Annotated in this window: 20 protein-coding genes; 7 read left to right on the top strand and 13 right to left on the bottom strand. The window is 70.1% G+C overall.

The genetic code is table 11. The features are described from left to right. Positions 1 to 27: 27 nt before the first annotated feature. From ACH4YP_RS01225 to ACH4YP_RS01235, 3 genes are read right to left on the bottom strand one after another with little or no spacing between them, the layout of a single operon-like run. Positions 28 to 1,065, bottom strand: a complete 1,038-nt coding sequence (locus ACH4YP_RS01225; protein WP_398488790.1) for an ABC transporter permease — start codon at positions 1,063 to 1,065, stop codon at positions 28 to 30. Continuing rightward, positions 1,058 to 2,560, bottom strand: coding sequence for a sugar ABC transporter ATP-binding protein (locus tag ACH4YP_RS01230; RefSeq protein ID WP_361059987.1), 1,503 nt, complete (start codon positions 2,558 to 2,560; stop codon positions 1,058 to 1,060). Before ACH4YP_RS01230 ends, ACH4YP_RS01225 begins: the two co-directional genes overlap by 8 nt. After that, a complete protein-coding gene (locus ACH4YP_RS01235) occupies positions 2,557 to 3,642 on the bottom strand; it encodes a sugar ABC transporter substrate-binding protein (RefSeq protein WP_361059990.1) in 1,086 nt (361 codons plus the stop codon). Before ACH4YP_RS01235 ends, ACH4YP_RS01230 begins: the two co-directional genes overlap by 4 nt. A gap of 166 nt (positions 3,643 to 3,808) precedes the next feature. Here ACH4YP_RS01235 and ACH4YP_RS01240 point away from each other — a divergent pair, with 166 nt between their 5' ends. Beyond that, on the top strand, positions 3,809 to 4,531 hold the full coding sequence (locus ACH4YP_RS01240; RefSeq protein ID WP_361059993.1) for a FadR/GntR family transcriptional regulator: 723 nt from the start codon (positions 3,809 to 3,811) through the stop codon (positions 4,529 to 4,531). Between the two features lie 173 nt (positions 4,532 to 4,704). Here the strand turns inward: ACH4YP_RS01240 and ACH4YP_RS01245 are convergent, their stop codons facing one another. The 6 genes from ACH4YP_RS01245 to ACH4YP_RS01270 all read right to left on the bottom strand — a co-directional run bounded on the left by ACH4YP_RS01245 (position 4,705) and on the right by ACH4YP_RS01270 (position 14,342). Then, positions 4,705 to 7,722: an alpha-mannosidase gene (locus ACH4YP_RS01245; protein WP_398488791.1), complete on the bottom strand. Its 3,018-nt coding sequence runs from the start codon at positions 7,720 to 7,722 to the stop codon at positions 4,705 to 4,707. 88 nt (positions 7,723 to 7,810) lie between these two features. After that, a complete protein-coding gene (locus ACH4YP_RS01250; RefSeq protein WP_398488793.1) occupies positions 7,811 to 9,826 on the bottom strand; it encodes an endo-beta-N-acetylglucosaminidase in 2,016 nt (671 codons plus the stop codon). A 36-nt stretch (positions 9,827 to 9,862) separates the two neighbouring features. Beyond that, positions 9,863 to 11,089 (bottom strand): glycosyl hydrolase, encoded by a 1,227-nt coding sequence (locus tag ACH4YP_RS01255; protein ID WP_398489432.1) that lies wholly within the window; start codon positions 11,087 to 11,089, stop codon positions 9,863 to 9,865. A gap of 114 nt (positions 11,090 to 11,203) precedes the next feature. Next, positions 11,204 to 12,115 carry a carbohydrate ABC transporter permease gene (locus ACH4YP_RS01260; protein WP_398488794.1) on the bottom strand — a complete coding sequence of 304 codons (912 nt, stop codon included), beginning with the start codon at positions 12,113 to 12,115 and terminating at the stop codon, positions 11,204 to 11,206. Next, complete coding sequence (locus ACH4YP_RS01265; protein WP_398488796.1) at positions 12,112 to 13,053, bottom strand: carbohydrate ABC transporter permease; 942 nt, start codon at positions 13,051 to 13,053, stop codon at positions 12,112 to 12,114. The genes ACH4YP_RS01260 and ACH4YP_RS01265 overlap by 4 nt, the downstream gene beginning before the upstream one ends. Positions 13,054 to 13,058: 5 nt before the next feature. After that, positions 13,059 to 14,342: an ABC transporter substrate-binding protein gene (locus ACH4YP_RS01270; protein ID WP_398489434.1), complete on the bottom strand. Its 1,284-nt coding sequence runs from the start codon at positions 14,340 to 14,342 to the stop codon at positions 13,059 to 13,061. Between the two features lie 274 nt (positions 14,343 to 14,616). On the opposite strand from ACH4YP_RS01270, the gene ACH4YP_RS01275 reads away from it, so the two are divergent. Beyond that, positions 14,617 to 15,690 (top strand): LacI family DNA-binding transcriptional regulator, encoded by a 1,074-nt coding sequence (locus tag ACH4YP_RS01275; RefSeq protein WP_398488797.1) that lies wholly within the window; start codon positions 14,617 to 14,619, stop codon positions 15,688 to 15,690. Between the two features lie 105 nt (positions 15,691 to 15,795). Here the strand turns inward: ACH4YP_RS01275 and ACH4YP_RS01280 are convergent, their stop codons facing one another. Beyond that, complete coding sequence (locus ACH4YP_RS01280) at positions 15,796 to 17,364, bottom strand: alpha-L-fucosidase (RefSeq protein WP_398488798.1); 1,569 nt, start codon at positions 17,362 to 17,364, stop codon at positions 15,796 to 15,798. 58 nt (positions 17,365 to 17,422) lie between these two features. Next, on the bottom strand, positions 17,423 to 19,300 hold the full coding sequence (locus ACH4YP_RS01285; RefSeq protein WP_398488800.1) for a family 20 glycosylhydrolase: 1,878 nt from the start codon (positions 19,298 to 19,300) through the stop codon (positions 17,423 to 17,425). A 265-nt stretch (positions 19,301 to 19,565) separates the two neighbouring features. Between ACH4YP_RS01285 and ACH4YP_RS01290 the strand changes: the two genes are divergently transcribed. Further along, positions 19,566 to 20,963 (top strand): amidase, encoded by a 1,398-nt coding sequence (locus tag ACH4YP_RS01290; RefSeq protein WP_398488802.1) that lies wholly within the window; start codon positions 19,566 to 19,568, stop codon positions 20,961 to 20,963. Between the two features lie 155 nt (positions 20,964 to 21,118). On the opposite strand, the gene ACH4YP_RS01295 is transcribed toward ACH4YP_RS01290, so the two are convergent. Together ACH4YP_RS01295 and ACH4YP_RS01300 are read right to left on the bottom strand one after the other, a co-directional pair. After that, entirely contained in the window at positions 21,119 to 21,601 is a 483-nt protein-coding gene (locus ACH4YP_RS01295) for a GNAT family N-acetyltransferase (RefSeq protein ID WP_398488803.1), read from the bottom strand. A gap of 65 nt (positions 21,602 to 21,666) precedes the next feature. Next, on the bottom strand, positions 21,667 to 21,837 hold the full coding sequence (locus tag ACH4YP_RS01300; protein ID WP_189839336.1) for a hypothetical protein: 171 nt from the start codon (positions 21,835 to 21,837) through the stop codon (positions 21,667 to 21,669). Positions 21,838 to 22,229: 392 nt separating this feature from the next. Here ACH4YP_RS01300 and ACH4YP_RS01305 point away from each other — a divergent pair, with 392 nt between their 5' ends. The 4 genes from ACH4YP_RS01305 to ACH4YP_RS01320 all read left to right on the top strand — a co-directional run bounded on the left by ACH4YP_RS01305 (position 22,230) and on the right by ACH4YP_RS01320 (position 25,495). Next, positions 22,230 to 23,318 (top strand): S-(hydroxymethyl)mycothiol dehydrogenase, encoded by a 1,089-nt coding sequence (locus ACH4YP_RS01305; RefSeq protein ID WP_361060023.1) that lies wholly within the window; start codon positions 22,230 to 22,232, stop codon positions 23,316 to 23,318. Continuing rightward, positions 23,318 to 23,947, top strand: coding sequence for an MBL fold metallo-hydrolase (locus ACH4YP_RS01310; RefSeq protein WP_361060026.1), 630 nt, complete (start codon positions 23,318 to 23,320; stop codon positions 23,945 to 23,947). The genes ACH4YP_RS01305 and ACH4YP_RS01310 overlap by 1 nt, the downstream gene beginning before the upstream one ends. A 194-nt stretch (positions 23,948 to 24,141) precedes the next feature. After that, positions 24,142 to 24,597: an HD domain-containing protein gene (locus tag ACH4YP_RS01315; RefSeq protein WP_361060070.1), complete on the top strand. Its 456-nt coding sequence runs from the start codon at positions 24,142 to 24,144 to the stop codon at positions 24,595 to 24,597. Positions 24,598 to 24,679: 82 nt separating this feature from the next. Then, positions 24,680 to 25,495, top strand: a complete 816-nt coding sequence (locus tag ACH4YP_RS01320; protein ID WP_398488805.1) for an SDR family oxidoreductase — start codon at positions 24,680 to 24,682, stop codon at positions 25,493 to 25,495. Positions 25,496 to 25,517: the final 22 nt, after the last annotated feature.

A 25,517-nucleotide genomic window follows, 5' to 3' on the forward strand; every position in this document is an offset into this window, starting at 1 on the left:
TACTTGGGACGGTCGCGAGGCGTTGGCTCAGTCCTGAGCCCGGCCGGTGGTCACGCGGGCGATCATCAGGGCGACCAGGATGATTCCCCCGTAGATGGCCTGGATCCAGAAGGACGGAACCTGCGCGAGGGTGAGCAGGTTCTGGACGACGCCGAGGAGCAGGACGCCGGTCAGGGCGCCGAACATCGTGCCCTTGCCGCCGTCGAGGCTGATGCCGCCGATGACCGCGGCCGCGAACACGGTGAAGATCATGTTCTGGCCCTGGTTGGCGTTGATCGCGCCGACGTAGCCGGTCTGCATGAGTCCGCCGACCGCGGCGAGCGTCCCGGCGACGACGAACACGCCGAGCATCACGCGCTCGACACGGATGCCGGCCGCGCGGGCCGCGTCGGCGTTGCCGCCGATCGCGTACAGGGCACGCCCCAGACGGTGGTACTTGAGGAAGAACCCGGCGACGCCGAACGCCGCCGCCGCCAGCCAGACCGAGATGGGAACGGTCAGGAAGGTGGTGGTGGCGAGCGTGTAGAAGGCGTCGGGCATGCCGAAGAGTGTCTTGCCCTCGGTCGCGCCGACCAGCAGGCCGCGCAGGATGATCAGCATCGCGAGCGTCACGATGAACGCGTTGAGCTTGAGCTTCACCACGAGGATGCCGTTGAAGCCGCCGATGACCGCGCCCACCACGAGGATCGCGAGCAGGGCGAGCCACGCCGGGAGTTCCGTGCCCCAGCCCGACTGTGCGGCGGGCAGCAGCAACAGCGCGCCGACGGCTGGCGCGATGCCGACGACCGACTCCAGCGACAGGTCGAACTTGCCGGTGATGAGCACCAGCGACTCGGCGAGGACCACCATCGCCAGGGCTGCCGAGGCGCCCAGGATGGAGATGATGTTCTGCTCGGTGAGGAAGGCGTCGTTGACGAACGCACCGAGGACGAGCAACAGCAACAGAGCTGGTACGAGGGCGAGTTCGCGTGCCCTGCGCAGGAGTACGGCCTTGGCGTCGGCCTTGCTCTTCAGCGGCCGTAGGGGGGTGGAGGCCGAGGCCGACGGGGCCTTCGTGTCAGCCATGGTGGTCCACTCCTTCGATGGAGGCGATCAGCTCGTGGTCGCGCCAGCCCGCCGGATGCTCGGCGACGACGCGGCCGTGGAAGAGGACGAGGACGCGGTCGCAGCGGCGCAGGTCGTCGAGTTCGTCGGAGACGACGAGGACGGCGGTGCCGTCGTCGCGGGCCGAGTCCATGCGGGAGAGCAGGGACTCCTTGGACTTCACGTCGACGCCCGCGGTGGGGTTGATCAGGACCAGCAGCCGGGGCTCGGAGGCGAGGGCCCGGGCCATGACGACCTTCTGCGCGTTGCCGCCGGAGAGGTCGGACACGGGCTGGTCGGGCCCCTGGGTGTGGATGTCGAGGCGGTCGATCAGCTCGTCGGCGAAGCCCCGTTTGCGGTCGGTGCCGACGAAGCCGTACCGGCCGAGTCGGTCCAGGACGCTCATGGTGGCGTTGTCGCCGACGGTCATGCCGAAGACGAGACCCTGCCCGTGCCGGTCGCGCGGTACGCAGCCGACCCCCGCGCGCAGGGCGGCCGTCACATCGCCGAACGGCAGCTGCCTGCCCTCCAGTTGGGCAGTTCCGCCGGTCGGCGTGTGCAGTCCCGCGAAGGACTCGGCCAGCTCGATCTTGCCGCTGCCGCTGGATCCGGCGAGGCCGACGACCTCACCACCGCGCACGGTGAGGTCGATGCCCTCGTACGAATCCGACGTGAGCCCGTGTGCTTCGAGGACGACGGGCGCGCCGGCGTCCACGTCGCCGCGGGAGGCCTTCTCCTCCACGGCGGCGATGGACTCCCCCGCCATGGCCTCGACAAGGGACGCCCTCGGCAGCTCGGCCACCGGGGCCGTGGTGATCCAGCGGGCGTCGCGCAGGACCGTCACGGTCTGGCACACCTCGTACACCTCCTGGAGGTGGTGCGAGATGAACAGGAACGTGACGCCGGACTCCTGGAGCGCGCGCATGCGGGTGAAGAGGCGCTCGATCTCCCGGTTGTCGAGCTGGGCGGTCGGTTCGTCGAGGACGATGAACCGGGCGCCGAAGCTCAACGCCCGGGCGATCTCCACCATTTGGCGGTCCTCGACCTTGAGGTCGGCGGTCCGGGCCTCCGGGTCGACGTGGACGTCCCAGGTGTCGAGGACCTCGGCGGCCTCGGTCTTCAGCCTGCGCCAGCTGATGAAGCCGCCGCGGCCCTGCGGCTGCCGGTTGATGAAGAGGTTCTCGGCGACCGTCAGCTCGGGGACGACGGTGGGCTTCTGGTAGACGCAGGCCACCTTGCGCCGCCAGGCGTCCCGGTCGGTGAGCGCGGGCGCGGGCTCACCGTCGAAGCTGACCGTGCCCTCGTCCGGGGCCTGGAGGCCGGTGAGGACGGTGACGAGGGTGGACTTGCCCGCGCCGTTTCGGCCGACGAGGGCATGGGACTCGCCCGCGTGCACGGTCAGCCGGCCGTCGGCGAGGGCGACCGTGGGACCGTACCGCTTGGCGATGCCCCGCGCCTCAACGAGTGGAGTGCTCATTTGACCGTGTTGCCCCACAGCTCGGGGTCGTCGACGTTCTCCTTGGTCACCAGCGGCGCGGGCAGCTGGTCCTCGAGGATGCCGCTGGGCAGCTTGACGATCTCGGAGTCGTGGTCGGTCGGACCCGGCTTGAAGGTCTTCCCCTCCATCGCCGCCTTGATGTAGTACATGCCGTACTTGGCGTAGAGGTCGGCCGGCTGCGAGACGGTGGCGTCGATCTGGCCCTTGCGGATGGCGTCGAACTCCTGCGGGATGCCGTCGTTCGAGACGATCGCGATGTGGCCCTTCTCGCCGGCCTTCTTCAGCAGCCCCTTGGACTTCAGGGTCTGCAGCGTGGGCGCGAGGTAGACGCCGCCCGCCTGCATGTAGATGCCCTTGATGTCCGGGTTGGCGTTGAGGAGGGTGTCCAGCTTGGAGGCCGCCGTGTCGGACTCCCACTTGGCGGGGATCTCCAGGACCTTCAGCTTCGGGAACTTCTCCTTGGCGCAGGCCCGGAAGGCCTCGGAGCGGTCCCGGCCGTTGACCGAGGCCAGGTCGCCCATGATCTGCACGACCTTGCCGGAGGGGTTCTCCTTGCCGAGGAACTCGCAGGCCTTCTCCCCGTACGCGACGTTGTTGGCGCGTACGACCATCGCGACCTTGCCCTTCTCGGGCGCCACGTCCACGGCGACCACGGGCACGCCCTTGCGCTCGGCCTGGTCGAGGCCGGCGGAGATCGCGGCGCTGTCCAGGGGCGCCACGACGAGGCCCTTCACACCCTGGTTGAGCTGGTTGTTGATGTCCGTGATCTGCTGCGACGGGTCGCTGTTGGAGTTCACGGTCTTGAGGGCGTCGACGTCCTCGGTCTTCGCCATCTTGGGTACGTAGTCGTTGTACGACTGCCAGAACGGCGAGGTCAGCAGGGGCAGGATCACCCCGACCTTGCCGCTGCCGTCGCCTCCGCCGTCGTCCTTCGAGGCGACGTTGTCCTTGGTGCTGCCGCATGCCGTGAGCGCGAGGGCGACGCAGGCGGCCGCAGCCGCCGCACGTATCGCCCGTGAGGTGTTTCGCCCGTTCCGGTACCGCACTGTTCTGCCGGCCATCTTTCGGCTCCTCGTTGAGCGTGATCGAGCGGGTGCCAGGCATATTTATCAGACCACTTCCCCCCGACAACACCCCTGGACCGCATTTTTCCCTGGTTTTCATACGTAGTGGTCCGACCACCTGAGTGGTTAGACTGCGGCGCACCCGGCGACAGGAGGACATGGCGTGGACGAGAGCCTGCCCCAGGGGACGACGGCCGCCCCGCAGAAGGGGACCGTGACGCAGCGCGCGATCGACCAGATCAAGGCGATGATCGGCGAGGGCCGTCTGGAGCCGGGCGCGCGACTGCCGACCGAGCGGGATCTGGCGTCCCAGCTGGGCATCTCGCGCAGCTCGATGCGCGAGGCGATCCGGGCGCTCACGGTCCTGGGCGTCCTGGAGGCCCGGCACGGATCCGGGATCTACGTCACGCAGCTGGAGGCCGGGGACCTGCTGGAGACCTTCGGAGTGGTCGCGGACCTCTCCCGGGGGCCGCGGCTGGTCGAGCTGCTCGAAGTGCGGCGCATCCTGGAGTCGACGGCGACGGCGCTCGCGGCCGCACGGATCACCCCCGACCAACTGGCCGAGGTCGAGAAGCACTTGACGGCCATGAACGCGACGGACGACCCGGAGGAGATCCTCTCCCACGACCTGGCGTTCCACCGCGCCATCGGGGTCGCCGCGGGCAACGACACGATGGCGGCCATCCTGGAGGGGCTCTCCTCACGCACGTTCCGCGCCCGGGTCTGGCGCGGCTACCAGGAGGAGGGCGCGTTCGAGCGCACGCGCCGTGAGCACGCGGCGATCCATCGTGCGCTGGTCGCCCACGATCCGGAGGCCGCGCGGGCGGCTGCCGCCGCGCATGTGGGTGAGGTGGAGCAGTGGTTGCGGACCCAGCTCCAGCCGTAGGGCTGGAACCGGGTCCGAGATGATCAACCTGCGGGCCGGTGGGGGCTGGTCGCGCCCACGATGGGGGTCCCCCCGCTCGAGCGAAGCCGAGAGTGGGGGAGGAGCCGCATATCGATACAGCCCCGCGCCCCTTGAAGGGCGCAGCCCCTCAAGGGCTGCGCCCCCTGAAGGGGTCAGGCCCGCTTGAGCCGCAGCGTCACCAGCTCGAACGGGCGGAGTTTCAGGGTGATCCTGTTGCCGTCCCGCTCCGGGGCGGTGGCGTCGGCCAGCGGCCGTTCCAGCAGGTCCGTCACCGTGACGGCCTCGACATCGAAGCCCGCCGTGAGCGTGGCTCGGCTGCGGCCGCCGCGGGACTCGTGGAAGCGGACGACCACATCACCGCTGCCGTCGTCGGCGAGCTTCACCGCGGTGACCACGACCGCGTCCTGAGCGACGGCCACCAGGGGCGCGACCTCCGAGGCCCCGCCGACGACCTTCCGCTCGGGCAGGTTGATCCGCCAGCCCTCGCGCACCGCGTCACCGATCCCGGCGCCGGGCACCAGCGCGTGCCGGAAGCGGTGGACGCCCTGGTCGGTCTCGGGGTCGGGGAACCGCGGGGCGCGCAGCAGCGAGACGCGGACCGTGGTGGTCGTACCACCGTCGTCGCGCACCGCACGCGTCACGTCATGGCCGTACGTCGAGTCGTTGACGACCGCGACGCCCCAGCCGGGCTCCTCCATGTGGACGAACCGGTGGTTGCAGGCCTCGAACTTGGCGGACTCCCATGACGTGTTGGTGTGCGTCGGCCGGAAGAAGTGCCCGAACTGCGTCTCGGACGCGTACCGCTCGGCGTGCACGTCCAGCGGGAAGGCCAGTTTCAGGAACTTCTCCGTCTCGTGCCAGTCGACCTCGGTGCCGATGTCGAGCCGCCACTCCCCCGGCGCGAGCGACAGCACCTGCGTGACCTTCGACGCCCCGAAGGTCCGTACGATCCGGACCGAGACGCCGTCGTCACCGGGGGCGACCTCGTCGGCGTCGACCAGGTCGGTGACCGTGTTCCGGTAGAACTCGTCGACGTCCCAGGCGTCCCACATGTTGGGGAAGTCGGGGTGGATCTGGAGCAGGTTGGCCGCCTTGCCGGGCGCGAGGGTCTCGCGGTCCGCGGCGAGGTCGAACGCGGAGACCACGAGTCCGCGCTCGTCGACCTCGATCCGCAGCCGTCCGTTGTCCAGCACATAGCCGCCGTCCGTGCGCGGCACGAGCGTGCACTCGCCGCCGACGACCGGGGTCCGCGCTCCGCCGGCGGGCACCCCGTCGCGGATGTGCGGCGCCGAGTTGAAGGCGAGGGCGGCCGTCCCCTCACCGGCCAGCGCACGCTGGGCGGCGCCGATGATGCCGTTCAGCTCCTCGGCGACGGCCTCGTACGTCTTACGGGCCTCGCGGTGCACCCACGCGATGGACGAGCCGGGCAGGATGTCGTGGAACTGGTGAAGCAGCACCGTCTTCCAGAGGCGGTCCAACTCCTCGTACGGGTAAGTGAACTTGGTCCGGACAGCCGCGGTCGCCGCCCACAACTCGGCCTCACGCAGAAGGTGTTCGCTGCGCCGATTGCCCTGCTTGGTCTTCGCCTGGCTGGTGAGGGTCGCCCGGTGCAACTCCAGGTACAACTCACCCACCCACACAGGGGCGTTGGGGTACTCGGCCTCCGCCTTCTCGAAGAACTTCTCCGGGGTCTCCCAGACCACGGTCGCCGAGCCTTCGAGGTCCCGGAGCCGGGCCGCCTTCGCGATCATCTCGCGGGTCGTGCCACCGCCGCCGTCGCCCCAGCCGGTCGGCGCGAGGGAGTGCCGGGCGACACCCTTGTCCTTGAAGTTGTTTGCCGCGTGGGCGATTTCACTGCCCTTCATGGAGCAGTTGTACGTGTCAACGGGCGGGAAGTGCGTGAAGATCCGCGTGCCGTCGATGCCCTCCCACTGGAAGGTGTGGTGCGGGAACTTGTTGGTCTGGGACCACGAGATCTTCTGCGTCAGCAGCCACTTGGAGCCCGCCGCCTTGATGATCTGCGGCAGTCCGGCCGCGAAGCCGAAGGTGTCGGGCAGCCACGCCTCCTCGTTCTCGACGCCGAACTCGTCGAGGAAGAACCGCTTGCCGTGCACGAACTGACGGGCCATCGCCTCCGAGCCCGGCATGTTGGTGTCCGACTCGACCCACATGCCGCCGGCCGGCACGAACCGCCCGTCGGCCACCGCCTTCTTGACCTTCGCCCACACCTCGGGCCGGTGCTCCTTCACCCAGGCCCACTGCTGGGCCTGCGACATGGCGAAGACGAAGTCCGGCTCGTCCTCGATCAGGGCGGTCATGTTGGAGGTGGTCCGGGCGACCTTGCGTACGGTCTCGCGCAGCGGCCACAGCCATGCCGAGTCGATGTGGGCGTGGCCGACCGCGCTGATGCGGTGGGCGGAGGGGACGGCGGGGGCGGACAGCACCCCTTCGAGGTGCGTGCGGGCCGCGGCCGCCGTGCCGCCCACGTTCTGCAGGTCGACGGCGTCGAGAGCCTTCTCCACCGCCCGCAGGATGTCCCAGCGGCGCGCGGACTCCACCGGCAGCTCGGCCATCAGCTCGCCGAGCACCTCCAGGTCGATGACCAGCTGCCACACCGTCTCGTCGAGGACGGCGAGGTCCATGCGCTCCAGCTTGTACTGCGGCTTGCTGCCCGCAGTCTCCTTGTCGCCCAACTGCGTGGGCCGGAAGGGGTGGTAGTCGAGGATGACGGGGTTGGACGCGGCCTCGACATGCAGCCGCACCTCCTCGCCACCCTCGACGGGGGCACCGATGCGCACCCACTGGTTGCGTGGGTTCAGGCCCTTCACCGGCGTGCCGTCGGGCCGGTAGACGAGGCCCTCGCACTGGAAGCCGGGCATGTTCTCGTCGAAGCCGAGGTCGAGGATCGCCTCGACGGTCTTCCCGGCCCACTCCTGGGGCACGGTCCCGGTCACCCGGAACCAGCTGGTGCCCCACGGAGCACCCCACCGCGCGCCCGCCTCGATCGGTTCGACCGGGGCGGACAGCCCCTCGTCGACCGGAACCGGCTCGCCGGGCGCGTGCCACACCGCCACTTCCAGTGGTACCGACTCGGGGTACACGGCGGGTCGTATGCGCTCGTCGAGCACACGCTTGAGGCGGGCTTCGACCAGGCTGCGGTCGTCATGCATGTGAGGTGCTCCGTAACTCCGTTGTGCGGGTTGCTGCTCGGTGTCGGTGGTCAACACCGGCTTTCGACGGTGACCACCTGGTCGGCGGTCACCAGGTGTGTGTGACGGTAGCGGGGGCTGACGCGGTGTAAAGCTCCCCCACGGCCCGCAGTTCGAACCGTGCCGTGGACTCACCGCCTTCCGGTGTCAATCCGCCGACGAAGAAGGCCCGCTGAGCGGTGCCGCCGAGGAAGCGCCGGGTGCCGTCGGGCAGGACCCGGTGCAGCGTGTAGTGGCGTACGCCGCCGGGGACGGCCCGCCACGCGAAGCGCAGGTCGCCTCCCGTGGCGCCGGTGATGCTCAGGTCGGCCGGGACGGACGGGCTCTGGGCGGCCTGGTTCCGGACGGCGAGTCCGCCGAGCCGCCACTTCACGGCGCCGCCCGACCCGGTGAGCCGGACCCCGAGACCGTGCACCGTGGCGCCCGCCGGCAGACCGGTCAGCCGTACGGTCGATGTCCCCCAGCCGCTCCCTGTGGTGACCGGGAAGTACGTGTACGCGTAGGGCTGGCCGGGGCCCGACGGCTCGGCGGTGGCGACGGCCAGCTCGACCGTCACGTCTCCCGAGTCGGCGCGATGGGTCAGCTCGACGACCGTGTCCTCGCCGATCGGCAGCCTGGTCGCGTACAGGTCCAGGGTGGCGGGCGCGTCGAGGGCGCCGGCGACCAGGACGCTGCTGCCGCCGCTCCAGGCGTCGGCGAAGTCGAAGGTGACGGCGGGTCGGGCGCCGGTCGTGCGTACGACCCAGCGCCGGGACGGCAGCCGGTCCTGGAGGCCGAGGTGGTTCCAGGCGGCGGTCGACGTCACCTTGCCGTCCTCGTACCAGCGCAGTCCGTGGCCGGTGTTGAAGGTGCTCGCGAAGGGGACCGAGGTCACCGTCGAGCGGTCGGCGACGGAGACGGCTGGGGCCCGCCAGGTGTCGGTGGCGTCGGGCTTCGCCGGGTCGAGCGACCGTCCGGTCCAGAACCGGTCGTCGGCCGCGTGGAAATCGCCCGGGGTGCGCCCGGCGGGCAGGTGGTTGCGGGTCCACTCGGGCCGGTAGAAGCCCACCGAGACGACGTGCGCCGAGCCGCTGGGCACCATCGCGTCCCAGCTCACGGAGCGGTTCCAGCCGTTGGCCTCCACATCGACGCCCGCCCACAACTCGTAACGGCTGCGGCCGAGTTGCTGGGCCGCCGTTCCCGAGGAGGCGAGGCTGCTCGACGACCAGCGGAAGTCCACGAACATCGAGTCGGCGGCCTGGAAGAACACCCTGTTCTGGTTGTTGAGGGCGCCCTGCCAGCTCACCGAGCCGCTCACGGTCATGGAGTCGTACCAGGTGACGCGCTGGCCCTTCGCCGTGCCGAGCGTCTTGAGCTCGGTGAGGAAGCCGAGCATGTCGGTGGCGAGGGCGGCGTTCCCGCCACTGGTCTCGGCGTTGACGAACCAGCCGTCGAACCCGTACGCCTCCGCGACCGCGACGAGCTGCGCGGCCAGCGGATAGTGCCCGGACGCGTCCTTCTGCACCAGGTCCCGGGTCCACTGCAGCTGGCCGCCGTACGCGGCGGGCGGCAGGAAGACATTGCCGAGAACGGGCACGCCGTGCCGGTGGGCGGCGTCCACGATCGGCGCGTTCGGGGCGAGAATCAGGCCCTCGCCGGAGGAGCCTCCCCAGAAGACCAGCTCGTCGAGGTACGACCAGTGGGTGAGGGCGTAGTAGTCGGCGTTGGCCGCGCCCTGCGAGGGGTTGCTCGCGGTCGGGCCGAAGGAGACCAGGGACTGGATACGGGCCTGGCCCGAGCGGGCCGTCGTGTTCGCCGGTGTCGGGGTGAAGCGGGCGGCGAGCGGCACGGACGCCGCGTTGAACGCCAGGTCGGTGTCCGTACCGGCGCTCCATGCCTTGAGGCTGCGCCAGGTGATGCCTGCGCCCGGGGAGCCCGAGGGGAACGAGTCCGGGTACCAGTAGGACGCGTACGGCTGGAGTGCCGCGGCGGCGCTCGGCTCGGCGGTGGCGGGTGAGGCCGGGAGCAGCGCGGCTGCCGCCCCGGTGCCGGCGGCGAGCAGGACGGTGCGTCTGGTGGGGTTCACGAGCAAGTGTCTCCTTGTGGGAGTTCTTGTGGGGGTCTACGGAACCTGATCGGGAGTGACGACTTCGGTGATGCCACGGGCGGCGAGGTGTTCCTCGTCGTCCGCGCGTGAGGCGAGCACGGTGGCCGGGCGGGCGCCGTCGGCGGTGAGCCGGAAGAACGCTTCGAAGACGGGTCCGCCGGGCGCGCAGAGCGAGCGGCCGGCGGGGCTGTCGGGGACGACGAGCGCGGTGGTGCGGGTCTTGGGCGCGTACGTGTGCTCGCGCGCCGAGCCGGCCATGCGGGCCAGCGCCCGTGCACTGTCCTTGGGGCGGCGGTCGTTGGTCAACAGGCCCAGCCCGTATTCGAGTTCGGGGAAGTCGGCGAGATCGCGGGACACGTCGTGGGAGCACCACCAGGTGATGCCCCACAGGTCGGTGCAGTCGAGCGCGTTCGCGACGGTCGCCTCGGTGAAGGCGGCGGCGTGTTCGGCGGGAACCAGCGGCGCCGGTGCGCCGACCTCCTGGAGCCAGACCGGGCGGGACGGGTCGTCGGCCCATGCCTTGGACAGCTCGATCAGATAGGCGGCGTGGTGTTCGGTCGCGACTCCGGTACGTCCGTGCCGCTGGGCCGTGCCGTTGAAGACCCACGAGTGCACGGCGGTCACCGCGCCGCGCCGGGCCGCCTGGGCCGGGGTGAACGGCATGTCGTCCTGGTACCAGGCCGCGTCGTACTCCGCGTGCAGATGCAGTTTGCCCGGAGCGCCCTTCTCACAGGCGGTGAGCATCCGCTCCAGCCAGGCGTCGATCTGCGCCGGATCCGCCCGGTCGGGGTCCGGATGGGGGCCCGCCGAGAACTGGTTGACCTCGTTGCCGACGGTCATACCGATGAAGTTGGGCCGGTCGGCGAGGGCCGCCGCGAGGGTCCGCAGGTACTCCGCCTGCCCCTCGACCACCTCGGGGTCGGTGAAGAGACTGCGTCGGTGCCAGGTCTGCGTCCACGCGGGCAGGAAGTCGAAACTGGACAAGTGCCCTTGCAGACCATCGACGTTGACGTCGAGGCCGCGCTCGGCCGCCGCGCCCGCGAGGTCGACGAGCTGCTCGACGGCCCGCGGGCGGATCAGCGAACGGTTCGGCTGGAAGTAGGGCCAGATCGGGAAGACCCTGATGTGGTCCAGGCCGAGCGCGGCGATGGAGTCGAGATCGGCCCGTACGGAGTCGAGATCGAAGTCCAGCCAGTGGTGGAACCACCCTTCACTCGGGGTGTAGTTGACGCCGAAGCGCACGACAGAAGGCGGCATGCGGGAGTCCTGGTTCTGGGGTGCGTACGTGGGGGTGTGGGGCCTTACGGACGGGCGTGCCCGTGGTGGTGTGGGCTGGTGAACCCGTGGTTGCCGGGGTCAGCCCTTGACCGCGCCCTCGCCGACACCGCGGAAGAAGTACCGCTGGAGGCAGGCGAAGAGGGCGATCAGCGGTGCCACGGCGATGATCGTGCCCGCGGCGACGAGCCGTTCGTCGTTGGCGAAGGTGCCGTGCAGGTAGTTGAGGCCGATGGTCAGGGTGAACTTGTCCGGGTCGCTGAGCACGATGAGCGGCCACAGGAAGTCGTCCCAGGCGCCCATGAAGGCGAAGATCGCGACGACTGCGAGGGTGCCCTTCACCGAGGGCAGGGCGATCCGCAGGAACCGCTGCCAGACGTTCGCCCCGTCCACGTAGGCCGCCTCCTCTATCTCGTAGGGCAGGTTGAGGAACGCGTTGCGCATCAGCAGGACGTTCATCGCGCCGATGCAGCCAGGCAGGACGACCCCGACGAGGGTGTTGTTCAGACCGAGCTCACGCATCGTCGTGAACTGGGCGATGATGATGCCCTCCAAAGGCACGAGCATCGCGAAGATGAACACGAGCGTGGCCACTTTGCGTCCGCGGTAACGCAGCCGGGCCAGCGCATAGCCCGCGAGCGCCGAACCGACGCAGTTCGTCACGACGTTGGCGGTGGCGACCTTCAGCGAGTTGAACGCGTAGTCCCACACGGGAATGGTCTTGGCGACCCGTTCGTAATTGTGCAGGGTCGGTTCGCTCGGCAGGAACTTGGGCGGCGAGCTGAAGATGTCCTCGGTCGGGCCCTTCAGCGAGGTGGACAGCTGCCACACGAACGGCCCGACGGTGAGCGCGAGGACGGCGATCAACAGCAGGTAGCGCAGGGCGAGTTCCCACACCCGGACGTTTCGGCCGTGCTCGTCGGTGACGCGCTTGCGGCGGGGCGCCGCCTCCACGGCGGCCGGTGCCTCGCGCACCTTCTCGGCGACGCTCACGCGTCCTCCTTCCGGTCGGCGCGCAGCACGAGCAGCATCAGCGCGACGGTGACGACGAAGACGACGACCGAGATGGCGGAGGCGTAGCCGACGCGGCCGGTCAGGCCGGTGCCGGTGCGCTGCACGAGCATCACGAGCGTGGTGTCCTCGCCGGCGGGGCCGCCGTCCGGGCCGGCCATCAGGTAGACCTCGGAGAACACCTTGAAGGCGGCGACCGAGGAGAGCGCGCCGACCAGCACCATGGTGGAGCGGACGGCGGGCACGGTGACGGTGAGGAAGCGGCGGATGGCGCCCGCGCCGTCCACCGACGCGGCCTCGTGCAGCTCGCGCGGCACGTTGGCGAGCGCGGCCAGATAAATGATCATGTAGTAGCCGAGGCCCTTCCAGACCGTGACGGCCATGGCGCTCAGCAGAATCAGCCACTGGTCGCTGAGGAAGCCGATCCTGCCGACGCCGATCGTCTCCAACAGCGAGTTCACCAGGCCGCGTTCGTCGAGCAGCCACACCCAGATGAGTCCCACCACGACGATGGACGCGACGACCGGGGTGTAGAAGGCCGACCGGAAGAAGGCGATGCCGGGGATGTTCTTCTGGACCAGGAGTGCGAGCAGCAGGGGCAGCAGGACGAGCGCGGGGACCACCCCGAGGACGTACAGCGTGCTGTTGCGCAGGCCGATCCAGAACATCTCGTCGTGCAGCAGCTCCCGGAAGTTGGCCAGGCCGACGAACTCGCCGGGGATCAGGGTCCGGCGGTCGGTGAAGGCGTTGACCAGCGTCGAGACGAAGGGATACAGGATGAAGATGCCGACGACCAGCAGCCCCGGGGCGGCGAACAGCCAGGGACTGGTGGGCAGTTGGCGCCGCACCCGCGCGGTGCCGGCCGATGCGATGCCGGAGGAAGCGCTCTTGGAGGTCGCGGTGCTGGAAGAACTCGCCATGTCGGTCAGCCCTGCTGCTTGAGCAGCCGGTCGCACGCCTTGACAGCGTTGTCGAGAGCTTCCTGGGGGCTCACCTTGCCCTGCAGCGCCTTGGCGACTGAGTTCCGCAGTTCGGTCTTCATCTGCTCGCTGAGCAGGACCGGCGTGTAATTGACCGCGTTCTTCAGGGACTTGGCGGCGGCGATCCGGACGCGGGTCTCGTCCGTGTCGTCCTCCTCGGTGAAGTACGGGTCGTCCAGCGAACCGGCGGAGCTCGGGAAGATCGCGACCTTCTTGGCGAACGACATCTGGTTCTGTGCGTCGGTGACGAAGTGCGCGAAGGCGACCGCGGCCGGTGTCCGCCTCGTCTGGGCGTTGACCATCACGCCCATGACGTACATGTTGACCTTGCCGGTGCTGGTGATCTGGTCGGTGATGCCGATGTTCTTGTAGAGGTTCGGCGCCTGCTTCTTGAAGTTGCCGAGGTCCAGGGCGCTGCCCGGGTTCATGGCGACGGCCCCGGTCAGGAACTTCTTGCCGGACGACTCCGGGGTCGCGGTCAGCGCCTGCGAGTCGAGCGCCTTGGCGTCGTACAACTCCTTGTACTTGGTGAGGAGTTCGACCCCCTTGGCGTCGTTGAACGCGAAGGCGGTGCCCTCCTTGTTCATCAGCTCGACGCCGTAGCGGCCGAAGTCCTCGATGGTGGGCACGTTCGCGAGGGTGGCGACCTTGCCGTCGCTCTTGTCCGCCAGCTCCAGCGCGTCGTCGAAGAGTTCGTCGTACGTCTTCGGAGGCTTCGAGGCGTCCAGGCCGGCCTCCTTGAACAGCGACTTGTTGTAGAAGAGCGGGCCGGTGTTCAGATACCAGGGGAAGGCGTACGTGCCCTCCATGCCCGGTATCTCGTGGCTCGCCCAGGCGCCCGGCAGGTACTCCTTCTTGTACTTCGCGGCGGACTTGTCCAGGTCGAGCGCGAGGCCCGCCTTGGCGAGCGGGGCGACGAGGTCCGGCGAGACGTTCACGACGTCGGGCAGGGTGCCGCCGGCCGCGTCCGCGCTGATCTTGTCGGCGTAGCCCTCGGCGGGCTGGTCCACCCACTTGACCTTCGTGCCGGGGTACTTCTTCTCGAAGTCGGCGATCAGGCCCTCGAAGTACGGCTTGAAGTTGGCCCTCAGGTTCCAGGTCTGGAAGGTGATGTCGCCCTCGACCTTGCCGGAGGCGTCCGTGGAACCGCCCTCGTCACCTCCGGAGCCGCAGGCGCTGAGCGGCAGGACCAGGGCGACGACAGCGGCGGCGAGTGCTCTGCGAGGCATGCGCACGGTGACCGGGCTCCTTTGCGACGGTGTGGGTCAGAGGTGACGGGCAGACCTTGCATCCATCCCGGTGGGGAAGTCAATGGATTCCGCCTCGCTAAATTCATTAGCTGGACATAAGGCCAGGTCATGGTCTTGTGCGTCGCCTCTTGCAGCCGATCACTAATGCGCTTTAGAGTGATCTGGCTCAAGCGCATTAGTACGGAGCTCCATTGGGTGCGGCTTCACTGAGCAGGGCTTCAATGAGCACGGCTTCATGAAATGGGGAGCAAGGTTGCCAGCCAAGCGGTCTCCCGCGCGCCGGCCGACGATGAAGGACATCGCGCAGCGCGCCGGGGTCTCCGAGAGCGCGGTCTCCTTCGCGCTCAACGACCGGCCGGGGGTCTCCGAGATCACCCGGGACCGGGTGCGCCGGGTCGCGGAGCAACTGGGCTGGCGGCCCAGCACTGCGGCACGCCAGCTGTCCGGCGAGGGCGCGGCGACGGTCGGTCTCGTCCTGGCCAGACCCGCGGACACGCTGGGCGTGGACTCGTTCTTCCTGCAGCTCATCTCCGGCATCCAGGAAGTCCTGGCGGAGCGTCATCTCGGCCTGCTCTTCCAGGTGGTCGAGGACATCGACGACGAGTGCGCGGTGTACCGGCGCTGGTGGGCGGAGCACCGCGTGGACGGGGTGCTGGTGGTCGACCCGCGGACGGACGACGCACGCCCTGACCTGCTCGACGAACTGGGACTGCCCGCCGTGGTCATCGGCGGTGCGCCGGACGCGCGGCACCCGGGTCTGTCCACCGTCTGGGCGGACGACGCCGGCGCGATGGCCGCCGTCGTGGACGAGCTGTCCGCGCTGGGGCACAGCCGGATCGTGCACATCGCGGGCCTGCCCGGCCTCGCGCACACCGAGCGCCGCATCCGTACGCTGCGCGCCGAGGCCGAGCGGCGCGGGCTCGCCGAGGTGCGCTCGGTGACCACGGACTACTCGGACGCGGAGGGTGCCGCCGTCACGCGCCGGGTCCTGGAAGGCGGCGTTGTGGAGAGCGGCGTTACGGAAGGCGGTTTGCGGCCGACCGCGCTGATCTATGACAACGACGTGATGGCCGTCGCAGGAGTCGCCGCGGCGACGGAGCTGGGCTTCTCGGTACCGGGTGACGTCTCGGTCGTCGCCTGGGAGGACTCGGCGCTCTGCCGCATGGTCAAGCCGTGGCTCTCGGCGCTCTCCCGCGACACGGTGGAGTTCGGCCGGACGGCCGCGAAGGAACTGACCTCCCTGCTGGACGGGGGGCCGACGCGGGCTGTGCGGGTGCCGGTGCCGCGGTTGATCTCGCGGGAGAGTACGGGGCCCTGCGGGGCTTGAGCGGGAGGGGGCTGGGGCGGGGGTGTGTTGTGCCTGCGGGTTGGAGTGGCTGGGCGCGCAGTTCCCCGCGCCCCTAAAAGGGGGCGCGGGGCCAGCCCAGCAGCCTCAGTAGGGGCGCGAGCGGTGCAACTCGAACTGGGCCAGGTGTGCCGGTCGGCGCGAGCGTGTCACCCGTACTCGCCAGTGCCTTGCCCGTACGGGAGTCGGCAGGAGCAGGATGCGGCTCGCGCCGAGGGTGCCGGCCTCGGCGACTCGCGTCCAGGTGCCGCCGGACTGGGCCTCGACCACGCAGCCCTCCACCTGCTGCCCGTGTCGGATGTCCTCGGCGAGGCGGATTCGGTCGACCTCGCGGGCCCGGCCGAGGTCGACCGTGATCGTGCCCGGGGAGGTGGTGACCCGGGCGCCGCGGGCCAGGTCCTCCGGCAGCTCGCGGTCGATTCGTTCGCGGAACTCCCGTAGGCGGGTGACGTCGGCGGCCGGGAGGAGGCCCTGCTTGTCCGGCGGGATGTTGAGCAGGAGTACCGCGTTGCGGCCCACCGAGCCGAAGTAGATGTCCGTCAACTGCTGTACGGACTTGGGCTGTTGGTCGGCGTGGTAGAACCAGCCGTCCCGGATGGAGACGTCGGCCTCGGCCGGCCACCACTGGAGGTAGTCGGCCACGGGCTGGGCTGCGACCAGGGCGTCCCGGCCGCCCATGTCGGGCGCGTCGTACGAGAGCGCGAAGTCCATGCGTCCGTTGTCCTTCTCCTGGACGGGGACGACGCTCCACTCGTTCTCGCGGGCGAACCCGCCCTCGTTGCCGACCCAGCGCACGTCGGGTCCGGACACGGCGACCGTGGCGTCCGGCACGAGGGTCCGGATCAGCGTGTACCAGCTGTCCCAGTCGTACTTCTCGACCTTGTCCGGCGGGATACGGCCCTGGGCGCCGTCGAACCAGACCTCGTCGATCGGCCCGTACTCGGTGAGGACCTCGTAGAGCTGGTCGAGCATATGAGCGCCGTAGTCGGTGGCCGGAAGCGTGAAGGTGGGCCCGTCCGGACGGTCGTCCCCCGGGATCCGGGTGGGGATGGTGCGCTCGGAGCGGGCGCTGCCGTTGGCGTACACGCCGTGCAGGAACTGGTTCTCGTCGGCCGGGGAGATGTAGACGCCGACCTTGAGGCCGTGGCGCCGCATCGAGTCGGCGAACGAGCGCAGGACGTCGCCCTGTCCGCCCTGCCAACTGCTCGACGCCACCGAGTGGTTGGTGTAGCGGGACTGGTAGAGCACGAAGCCGTCGTGGTGCTTGACGGTGAGGATGGCGAGCTTGAAGCCGCCGTCGCGCAGGGCGCGGGCCCACTGGTCGGTGTCGAGGCCGACCGGCTGGAAGACGTCGGGGTCCTCGTCCCCGGTGCCCCATTCGAGGCCGGTGAAGGTGTTCACGCCGAAGTGCAGGAAGGCGGTGCGTTCGAGGGCCTGCCAGGCGATCTGCCGTTCCGTGGGCCGGACTTGGGACGCCTTGCGGACCAGTTCCTCCGGGGTGTCGTCGGGGCTGACGGGGATCCGGTACCACGGTTCTTCGGCCGAGGCGGAGGAGGCCGAGGCAGCGGATGCGGAGGGCGCGAGGGCCAGTGCCGTACCGCTGGACGCCACGAGCGAGGCGGCGGCCGTGACGAAGAGACGTCTGGAGACTGCCATGCGGGTCGGACTCCTCAGGTCAGGGGGTCAACGGGGCTGCGGGGTGCGGCTCTACGGGTCATCCTGCGGCCAACTGCCATACAGCAGGGCGCTGTTGGTCCGGCGGGTACTGCACGAGCCGGCCGTCGTCGGTCACGTGCACGGCCATCCGCGTGATCGCGTTGACGAGTCGGTAGCCGTCCTGCGCGGGCGCCAACTGCCAGCGCTGCAGGGTGTTCGCGGCGTCGCAGGTCTGCCGGGACACCTCGACACCGGGCTGGAGCGGCACGTTGAGGGTGAGCTTGCCGCCGCGTACTTCGAGGCAGCCGTTCGCGGTCCTCAAGGTCACGTAACCGTCCGGGGTGCGCTTCACCTCGGCCGTCACGGTCGCGGTCCCCGCGCGGAAGGCGTACGTGCCGTCCGCGACCGGCACACGGGTGAGGTCCCGCCATCCCGGCGCGTGGCCCACGGCCTTCGCGCGAGCGGTGAACTGCGCGTAGGTGGCGTCCGGGTGGGGGCTGCCCCAGGTGGCCTGTGCGACGTGCCGCAGTGCCGGATCCGTGTCGACCGCGACCTCGTTCTCGGTCTCGCCGCGCCCGTTGTCGGGCCAGAGGCTGATCTTCGCCCCGGTGACGCCCTCGCGCGAGGCGAGCTTCTCGCCCTCGAAGCTGCGCGGGTCCCAACTCTGGTCGTACAGGCCCTTGGTGTCCGAGTGGAAGCCGCCGCGCACGAGGTAGAGGGCGTACGCCGCGTTCATCAACGGGTAGCCCTGGGCCCGGAGTTGGCTGGGCTTCGTCGCCACGTTCAGCCAGTGCTCGACCGTCGTCCCGGCGGTGACGGGCACGGTGTTGGCACCGGTGAGCCCGTCGTTCCAGATGCGCAGCTTCTTGCCCTTGTCCGCCGCGTAGGTGTGGACACGGTTGACGAAGTCGATGAACGCGTCCTGGGGCGTGGCGTTCGCGCCGTACTTCGCCCTGGCGTACTCCAGGACCTGCGGGTACTTGGCGAAGTCCGAGCCGAGCATGTACTCGTCGGCGCCCATGTGCCACGAGTCGGCCTTGAAGACCTCCGCGTACTCGTCCATCAGGCTCGTGTAGTAGGCGAAGGCCTCGGGGCGCGTGATGTCGAGCCGGGACGGCTGCTTGTTGCCGTCGGAGTCGGTGAGCTGGAGATCCGGGCGGTTCTCGATCCAAGGGTCCATGTGCCCCGGGGAGTTGATCTCCGGGATGATCGTGACGTGGTACTTCTCGCCGAGGGCGACGAGGCTTCGTATCTCGTCCTTGGTGTAGTAGCCCCAGGTGTTGGCCTCCGGGTGCGCGTCGCTCTTCACCTTCAGTTCGAGCAGCAGCTGGTTGAGCTTGTTGTACGCCATGTCGCGTACGAGGTTCTCCAGCCAGTCCGTCGTGATGTGGATGTAGCAGGCGCAGACCCCGACGCCGCGCTCCTCGTACTGCGGCACGTCGATCGTGCGTCCGGCGGGCAACCGGTCGCCCTGGGCGAGGAGTTGGAGGACGGTCCGGGTGCCGTAGAAGGCGCCGGTCTCGGTGGCGCCCGTCACCGACAGGCGTTTGCCCGCGCGGAGTTCGTACCCCTCCTTGCCGAGCGCGGCCCGCGTCGGCGCGACATCGACAACGATGTCGCCCGTACGCGCTCCCCCGCCGACGACGGGGACGCTGCCGTGGCCCGCCGCGCGCAGGTCGTCGGCGAGGGTGTCGGCGACGCGGCGCTCGGCCTTGCCGTCCGCGACGAGCCGCGTCCCGCGCCCGTAGACGTACTGTCCGGATTCCGGCGCCCAGTCGGACAGCGCGGGAACGGTCACAGGGGTCGTGGCGTCAGCCTTCTCGGCCCCTCCGGCCGCCTGGGCCGCCGGGACCGGGGCCGCGAGCAGCAGCAGCGCCGCCACGACGCCGACCAGCCGGGACCGTCTTGGATACGTACTCCTGGCATCCGTACGCACGGGCACCTCCCAATCATCGGAGGTGTGATGATTGGGCTGGCTTCAGGGCCTGTCAATGGGGTCTGAAGTCAGCCAAGTTGACCCAGTGGTCGGATGACCTGCCACTCCGCGCGAACGGTGGGCGGGCCTAGGCGCGAAAAGTCCAAGAGGACCGGAGCGAATGTCCAAGCGCGGCGGCTCTCGACGGGATGCCCCGCGCCGGGGCACAGTGCTCCTCGTAACTCACTCGTACTCACCGGTAATCACACGCCCCCGAGGAGCCATCGTGACCAGCTGGGCCGGCCGGACCGCCACCGAGATCGCCGCCGCCGTACGCGAGAAGCGGGTCACGCCCCGCGAGGTGGTGGCCGAGCACCTCGCCCGGATCGAGCTGCTCGACGCTCGCGTGGGCGCCTTCCGCACGCTGCGCGCCACGGCGGCGCTCGCCGAGGCGGACGAGGTGGCGGCCCGCGCCGACCTGGCCGAACTGCCCCTCGCCGGCGTGCCGGTGGCGGTCAAGGACAATCTGGCCGTACGCGGCGAGTCCACCCGCAACGGCACCGCCGCGAGCCCGGAAACCCCGGCCGACGAGGACCATGTCACCGTGGCGCGGCTGCGGGCGGCGGGCGCGGTCGTGGTGGGGCTGACGAACTGCCCGGAACTCTGCGTCTTCGGCACCACGGAGGGCGTGCACGGGACCGCCCGCAACCCGTGGGACACCACGCGCACGGCGGGCGGATCGTCCGGCGGCAGCGCGGCCGCGGTCGCCGCCGGCATGGTGCCCATCGCACTCGGCAACGACGGCATGGGGTCGCTGCGCATACCCGCCGCCAACTGCGGGCTGGTCGGGCTGAAGCCGGGTCACGGTGTCGTCCCGGCGGGCATCGGCCACGGTGACTGGTTCGGGATGTCCGAGAACGGGCCGCTGACGACGACGGTCGAGGACGCGCGGCTGATGTTCTCGGTCCTGGCCGGGACGGAGGCCACGACGGAGTCTGCGGCGGTGGCCGCGACCGACGCCGTACGGGCCGGGGAACCGGTCACCCGGACGGTCGCCGTCTCCGTGCGGAGTCCTCTGGTGGGGGTCACCGTCAGCCGGCCCTACGCCGACGCGGCCCGTGAGGCAGGTGAGTTGCTGGCGGGAGCCGGGCACCGGGTACGGCGGGCGGATCCGCCGTATCCCGTGTGGCTGGGGACGACCTCGCTCGCGCACTGGACCGCGGGGACGGCGGTGGACGCGGAGGGACTCGATCCGCGGCGGCTGGCTCGGCGGACCCGGGTGCACGCCGCCCTGGGGCGGCGTTTTGTGGGGTCCGTGCGGGGTGGGGTGCGGCGGGAGCAGTTGCGGGAACGGTTCGAGCCGTTCTTCGCGGAGCACGAGGTGCTGCTCACGCCCGCCCTCGCTCGGCGGGGGCCCGCCGCCGCGGAGTGGCACCGGCGGGGGTGGCTGCGGAACGTGTTGGTCAACACGAACTATTCGCCGTTGACACCGCCGTGGAATCTGACGGGGTGGCCTGCGATGTCTGTGCCCTTCGGGACGCTGGCCTCGGGGGCGCCGGGTGCTGTCCAGCTGGTGGGGCGGCCCGGTAGTGAGGCGGTGCTGTTGGAGCTGGCGGAGCAGCTGGAGGAACTGCGGCCCTGGAAGCGGACGGCTCCGCTGGAGGGTTCGGGGGAAGGAGCGTAGGGCGGCTGCGGGTCGGCTGTGGCTGGTCGCACCCCGCGGCGGAGCCGCAAATGCCACAGCCCCGCGGTCCTAAAAGACGGCGGTTGCCCGCGGCCCGCGTGAGAAAGGCACGGCCCGCGGCCCTGAAGACGGCGGCAGCCCATGGCCCTGACCGGTCAGAGGGCCCGGTGCATGACGTGCAGGCCCACTCTGCCCTTGGTCGGGTGGGCGTAGGCGTCCGGGATCGTGCCCACGATGGTGAAGCCCAGGGAGAGCCAGAGGTTGACGGCGGGGTTGGTTTCGACGACGGCGTTGAAGACCATCGCTCGGTAGCCGTCGGCCTTGGCCGTTTCGAGGATGTGGTTGGCCAGGGCTCGGCCGATGCCTCGGCCCGAGTGGGCGGGGTCGACCATGAAGCCGGCGTTGGCGATGCGGGAGGCGGGGCCGCCGTAGTTGGGGGTGACGTAGGCGGAGCCGACCACCGCTCCGGTGGCGTCCTCGGCGACGTACACACGCTTGCCCGGGGCCATCCACAGGGCGCGGGCGTCCTCCTCGGACGTGTCCGGGTCCCAGGCGTAGGACTCGGCGGCGGCGACGATGCGGTGCCAGAAAGGCCAGATCCGCGGCCAGTCACTGGCCGCGGCTTCTCTGATCAGCATGGACGTGAGTCTGGCACGCCCATGCCGATCAGCGATCGTGCGGGTCCCTCGGTGGACCTGGGCGGTCAGTCCACGCTGGGCAGGATGTGGGGCTCGGCGAGGTCGTCCTCGTAGCCCGCCAGGCGGATGGGGGCGGACCTGGCCCACACGTCGAGGCTGCCGAGCTTCTCGGCCCGGCCTGCGTGCTCCGTACGTTCCTTGGGACCCTGATCGAGATTCGTCTTCTCCGGTGTCACCGCGCACTCCTTATGTGTCGGATCACCCTCGGGGCGTGCAGGACCAATCTGCTACCGGTCGCCTGACGCCCGCTCGGGTCTGAGTAGAGGCCGTTCCGACGCGGTGGCGCCTGTCAACTCGTCTGAGAGCAGGCCGTGGTGGCTGGCTTGTCCCGGGACGGACCGTGGGTGTGGGTGGGACCCAAATAAGCTGTCCGTCCCGTACAGGGTAACCAAATGAGCGGGCGCCCGCTCGATGGGGCTGAAAACAAGGTGTAACCGTCTGAAGTCTTTCAGGGACGTTCAGGCTCCGGCCGGGCGTGTTTCACTCGGTTGTCCACAGGCACGGATCCACTCGTCCGACCCTGTGCCAACATGATCAGCGCCCCATTGTCCACGCGAAGGAGCCAGCCATGGCCGCCCAGCAGGTACGCGGTGTCATCGCCCCCGGCAAGAACGAACCGGTGGAGATCCGGACGATTCTCATCCCGGACCCGGGTCCCGGCGAGGCTGTCGTGAAGGTGCAGGCCTGCGGGGTCTGTCACACCGACCTGCACTACAAGCAGGGCGGCATCAGCGACGACTACCCCTTCCTTCTCGGCCACGAGGCGGCCGGTGTGGTGGAGGCGGTCGGCGAGGGCGTCACCGACGTGGCGCCCGGCGACTTCGTCGTCCTCAACTGGCGTGCGGTGTGCGGCCAGTGCCGCGCTTGTCTGCGCGGCCGCCCCTGGTACTGCTTCAACACTCACAACGCCAAGCAGAAGATGACCCTGGAGGACGGCACGGAGCTCTCCCCGGCCCTGGGCATCGGCGCCTTCGCCGAGAAGACCCTGGTCGCGGCCGGCCAGTGCACCAAGGTCGACCCGTCCGTGTCCCCCGCGGTCGCGGGCCTCCTCGGCTGCGGTGTGATGGCGGGCATCGGCGCGGCCATCAACACCGGCAACGTGGGCCGTGGCGACTCGGTGGCCGTCATCGGCTGCGGCGGCGTAGGGGACGCGGCGATCGCCGGCGCGAACCTCGCCGGCGCCGCGCGGATCATCGCCGTCGACATCGACGACCGGAAGCTGGAGCAGGCCCGCACGATGGGCGCCACCCACACGGTCAACTCCAAGGAGAAGGACGCCGTCGAGGCGATCCGCGAGCTGACCGGCGGCTTCGGCGCCGACGTAGTCATCGAGGCGGTCGGCCGCCCCGAGACGTACAAGCAGGCGTTCTACGCCCGGGATCTCGCGGGCACGGTGGTCCTGGTCGGTGTGCCGACCCCGGAGATGAAGCTGGAGCTGCCCCTGCTGGACGTCTTCGGCCGCGGCGGCGCCCTCAAGTCGTCCTGGTACGGCGACTGCCTTCCCTCCCGCGACTTCCCGATGCTGATCGACCTCCACCAGCAGGGCCGTCTCGACCTGGCGGCCTTCGTGACGGAGACCATCGAGCTGGACGCGGTGGAGCAGGCCTTCGACCGCATGCACCAGGGTGACGTCCTGCGCTCGGTGGTGATGCTGTGATGGCCGCCCGCATCGACCATCTGGTTACGTCGGGCACGTTCAGCCTGGACGGCGGCACCTGGGACGTCGACAACAACGTCTGGATCGTGGGTGACGACTCCGAGGCGGTGGTCATCGACGCCGCGCACGACGCCGACGCCATCGCCGAGGCGCTCGGCGACCGCACGCTGAGGGCCATCGTCTGCACCCACGCCCACAACGACCACATCGACGCGGCCCCCGCCCTCGCGGCCCGCACCGGCGCTCCGATCCTGCTCCACCCGGACGACCTCCCGCTGTGGAAGCAGACCCATCCGGACCGCCTGCCGGACGGAGAGCTCACCGACGGGCAGCGGCTCTCCGTCGCGGGCGTGGAGCTGACCGTCCTGCACACGCCGGGACACGCGCCGGGTGCCGTGTGCCTGTACGCCCCGAAGCTGGCCACGGTCTTCACCGGGGACACCCTGTTCCAGGGCGGCCCGGGCGCGACGGGCCGGTCGTTCTCCCACTTCCCGACGATCGTCGAGTCGATCCGGGCACAGCTGCTCGCCCTGCCCCCGGAGACGGTGGTCCGTACGGGCCACGGCGACTCGACGACGGTCGGCACCGAGGCCCCGCACCTCCAGGAGTGGATCGACCGAGGCCACTGAGCCCAGACCGCCGAGAGACAGCACTGCCCGCCCCGGGAACCGTGGCCCGGGGCAGGCGGAGCAGGGTGGAGCGGGGCGGGGCATCCCGGGCATTCCACGGCTCGCAGTTCAGTTCCCGTTGGTTCGGTCGAAAGCTGGCCATGATCTGCTGACGCGTGGCAACGGCCTTTCTCGCCCGCAGGGAGGACTGGCGCATGGAGCTGCGCAGTGTCGAAGAGCTGATGGATCTGCTGCACGCCTGCCGAGGGTCCCGGAACACCGCCGGTCACGGCGGCGCCCCGGTCGATCTCCACGACCACGCGCTGCAGACCGCGGCGCTGCTGCGTCGAAGTCGCCCCGCCGACAAGGAACTCCAGGTGGCGGGCCTGGTGCACGTCATCGGGCAGCTGCTGCGGCCCGGTGATGTCGCGGGGCACGCGGACCACGCGGCCGACACGGTCCGCCCACTGCTAGGCGAGCGCGTCTCCCGTCTCGTGCGCCTCCACAGGGACGGGTGGGAGGACGACCCGGTCATGGAGGACGTCCAGATCCTGCGGCAGGCGGACGAGGCATCGTGGGCGTCCGGCCTCGACGCCGGGGTTCTGGAGGACTGGCGCACGGTGCTGGAGCTGGTCGCAGCACGTCACGCGCGGCCCAGGACCGTCGGCTGACGGCCATGCGCCCGCCGTTCCGGGTTCTGGACGGTCCGACGGAGACCTGTTGGCTGACGGTCCGTCATGAGACCGTACGCGGATGACGTCGCCGTACGGACTTCAGGGCAGGGTCGCCGTCGTCACCGGGGCCTCGCGCGGGATCGGGCTGGCCGTCGCCGAGGGGCTGGTGGCCGCGGGGGCACGGGTGTGTGTCACGGGCCGGGACGCCGAGGACGTGCGCCGGTCCGCCGCGATGCTGGGTGCCGTGGGGATCGCGGGCACCGTCGCCGACCCGGCGCACCTGCGGGAGCTGACCGAGCTGGCGATGGACGAGTTCGGCCGTATCGACATCGTGGTGAACAACGCGGCGACCAACCAGCCCTACGGCCCGCTCATGGACGCCGACCCGGACCTCTGGCGCGAGGCGTTCACGGTCAACGTCGAGGCACCGCTGCGGCTGGTCCAGTACGCGTGGCAAGCCTGGATGGCCGACCACGGCGGCTCGGTGGTCAACATCTGCACGGAGGGCGCGACGCACGTGGGCCCGAACGTGGGCGCGTACGGCACGAGCAAGGCTGCTCTCATTCACCTCACGCAGCAGCTCGCGGGCGAACTGGCCCCGGGGGTCCGGGTCAACTCCGTCTCCCCCGGCCTCGTACGCACCGAGATGGCCCGCTTCGTCTGGGAGCAGGCCGAGGACGAACTCGCGGCCGGCCTCCCACTGGGCCGCATCGGCGAACCGGAGGACATCGCCCGGGCGGTGGTCTGGCTGGCCTCGGACGCGGCGGAGTGGGTCACGGGTACGGACTTGCTGGTGGACGGCGGCACGAGGGTGCGGGCGGCCCACACGGCAACCACGTACGCCGTGCACGACCGCCTACGCTCACAAACCCCGGGCGGCCGGAGCGCCCCTTGAGGGGCGCGGGGCTGTGACATTG

It is taken from the genome of Streptomyces sp. NPDC020747 (assembly GCF_044334695.1).
Lineage (GTDB): Bacteria > Actinomycetota > Actinomycetes > Streptomycetales > Streptomycetaceae > Streptomyces.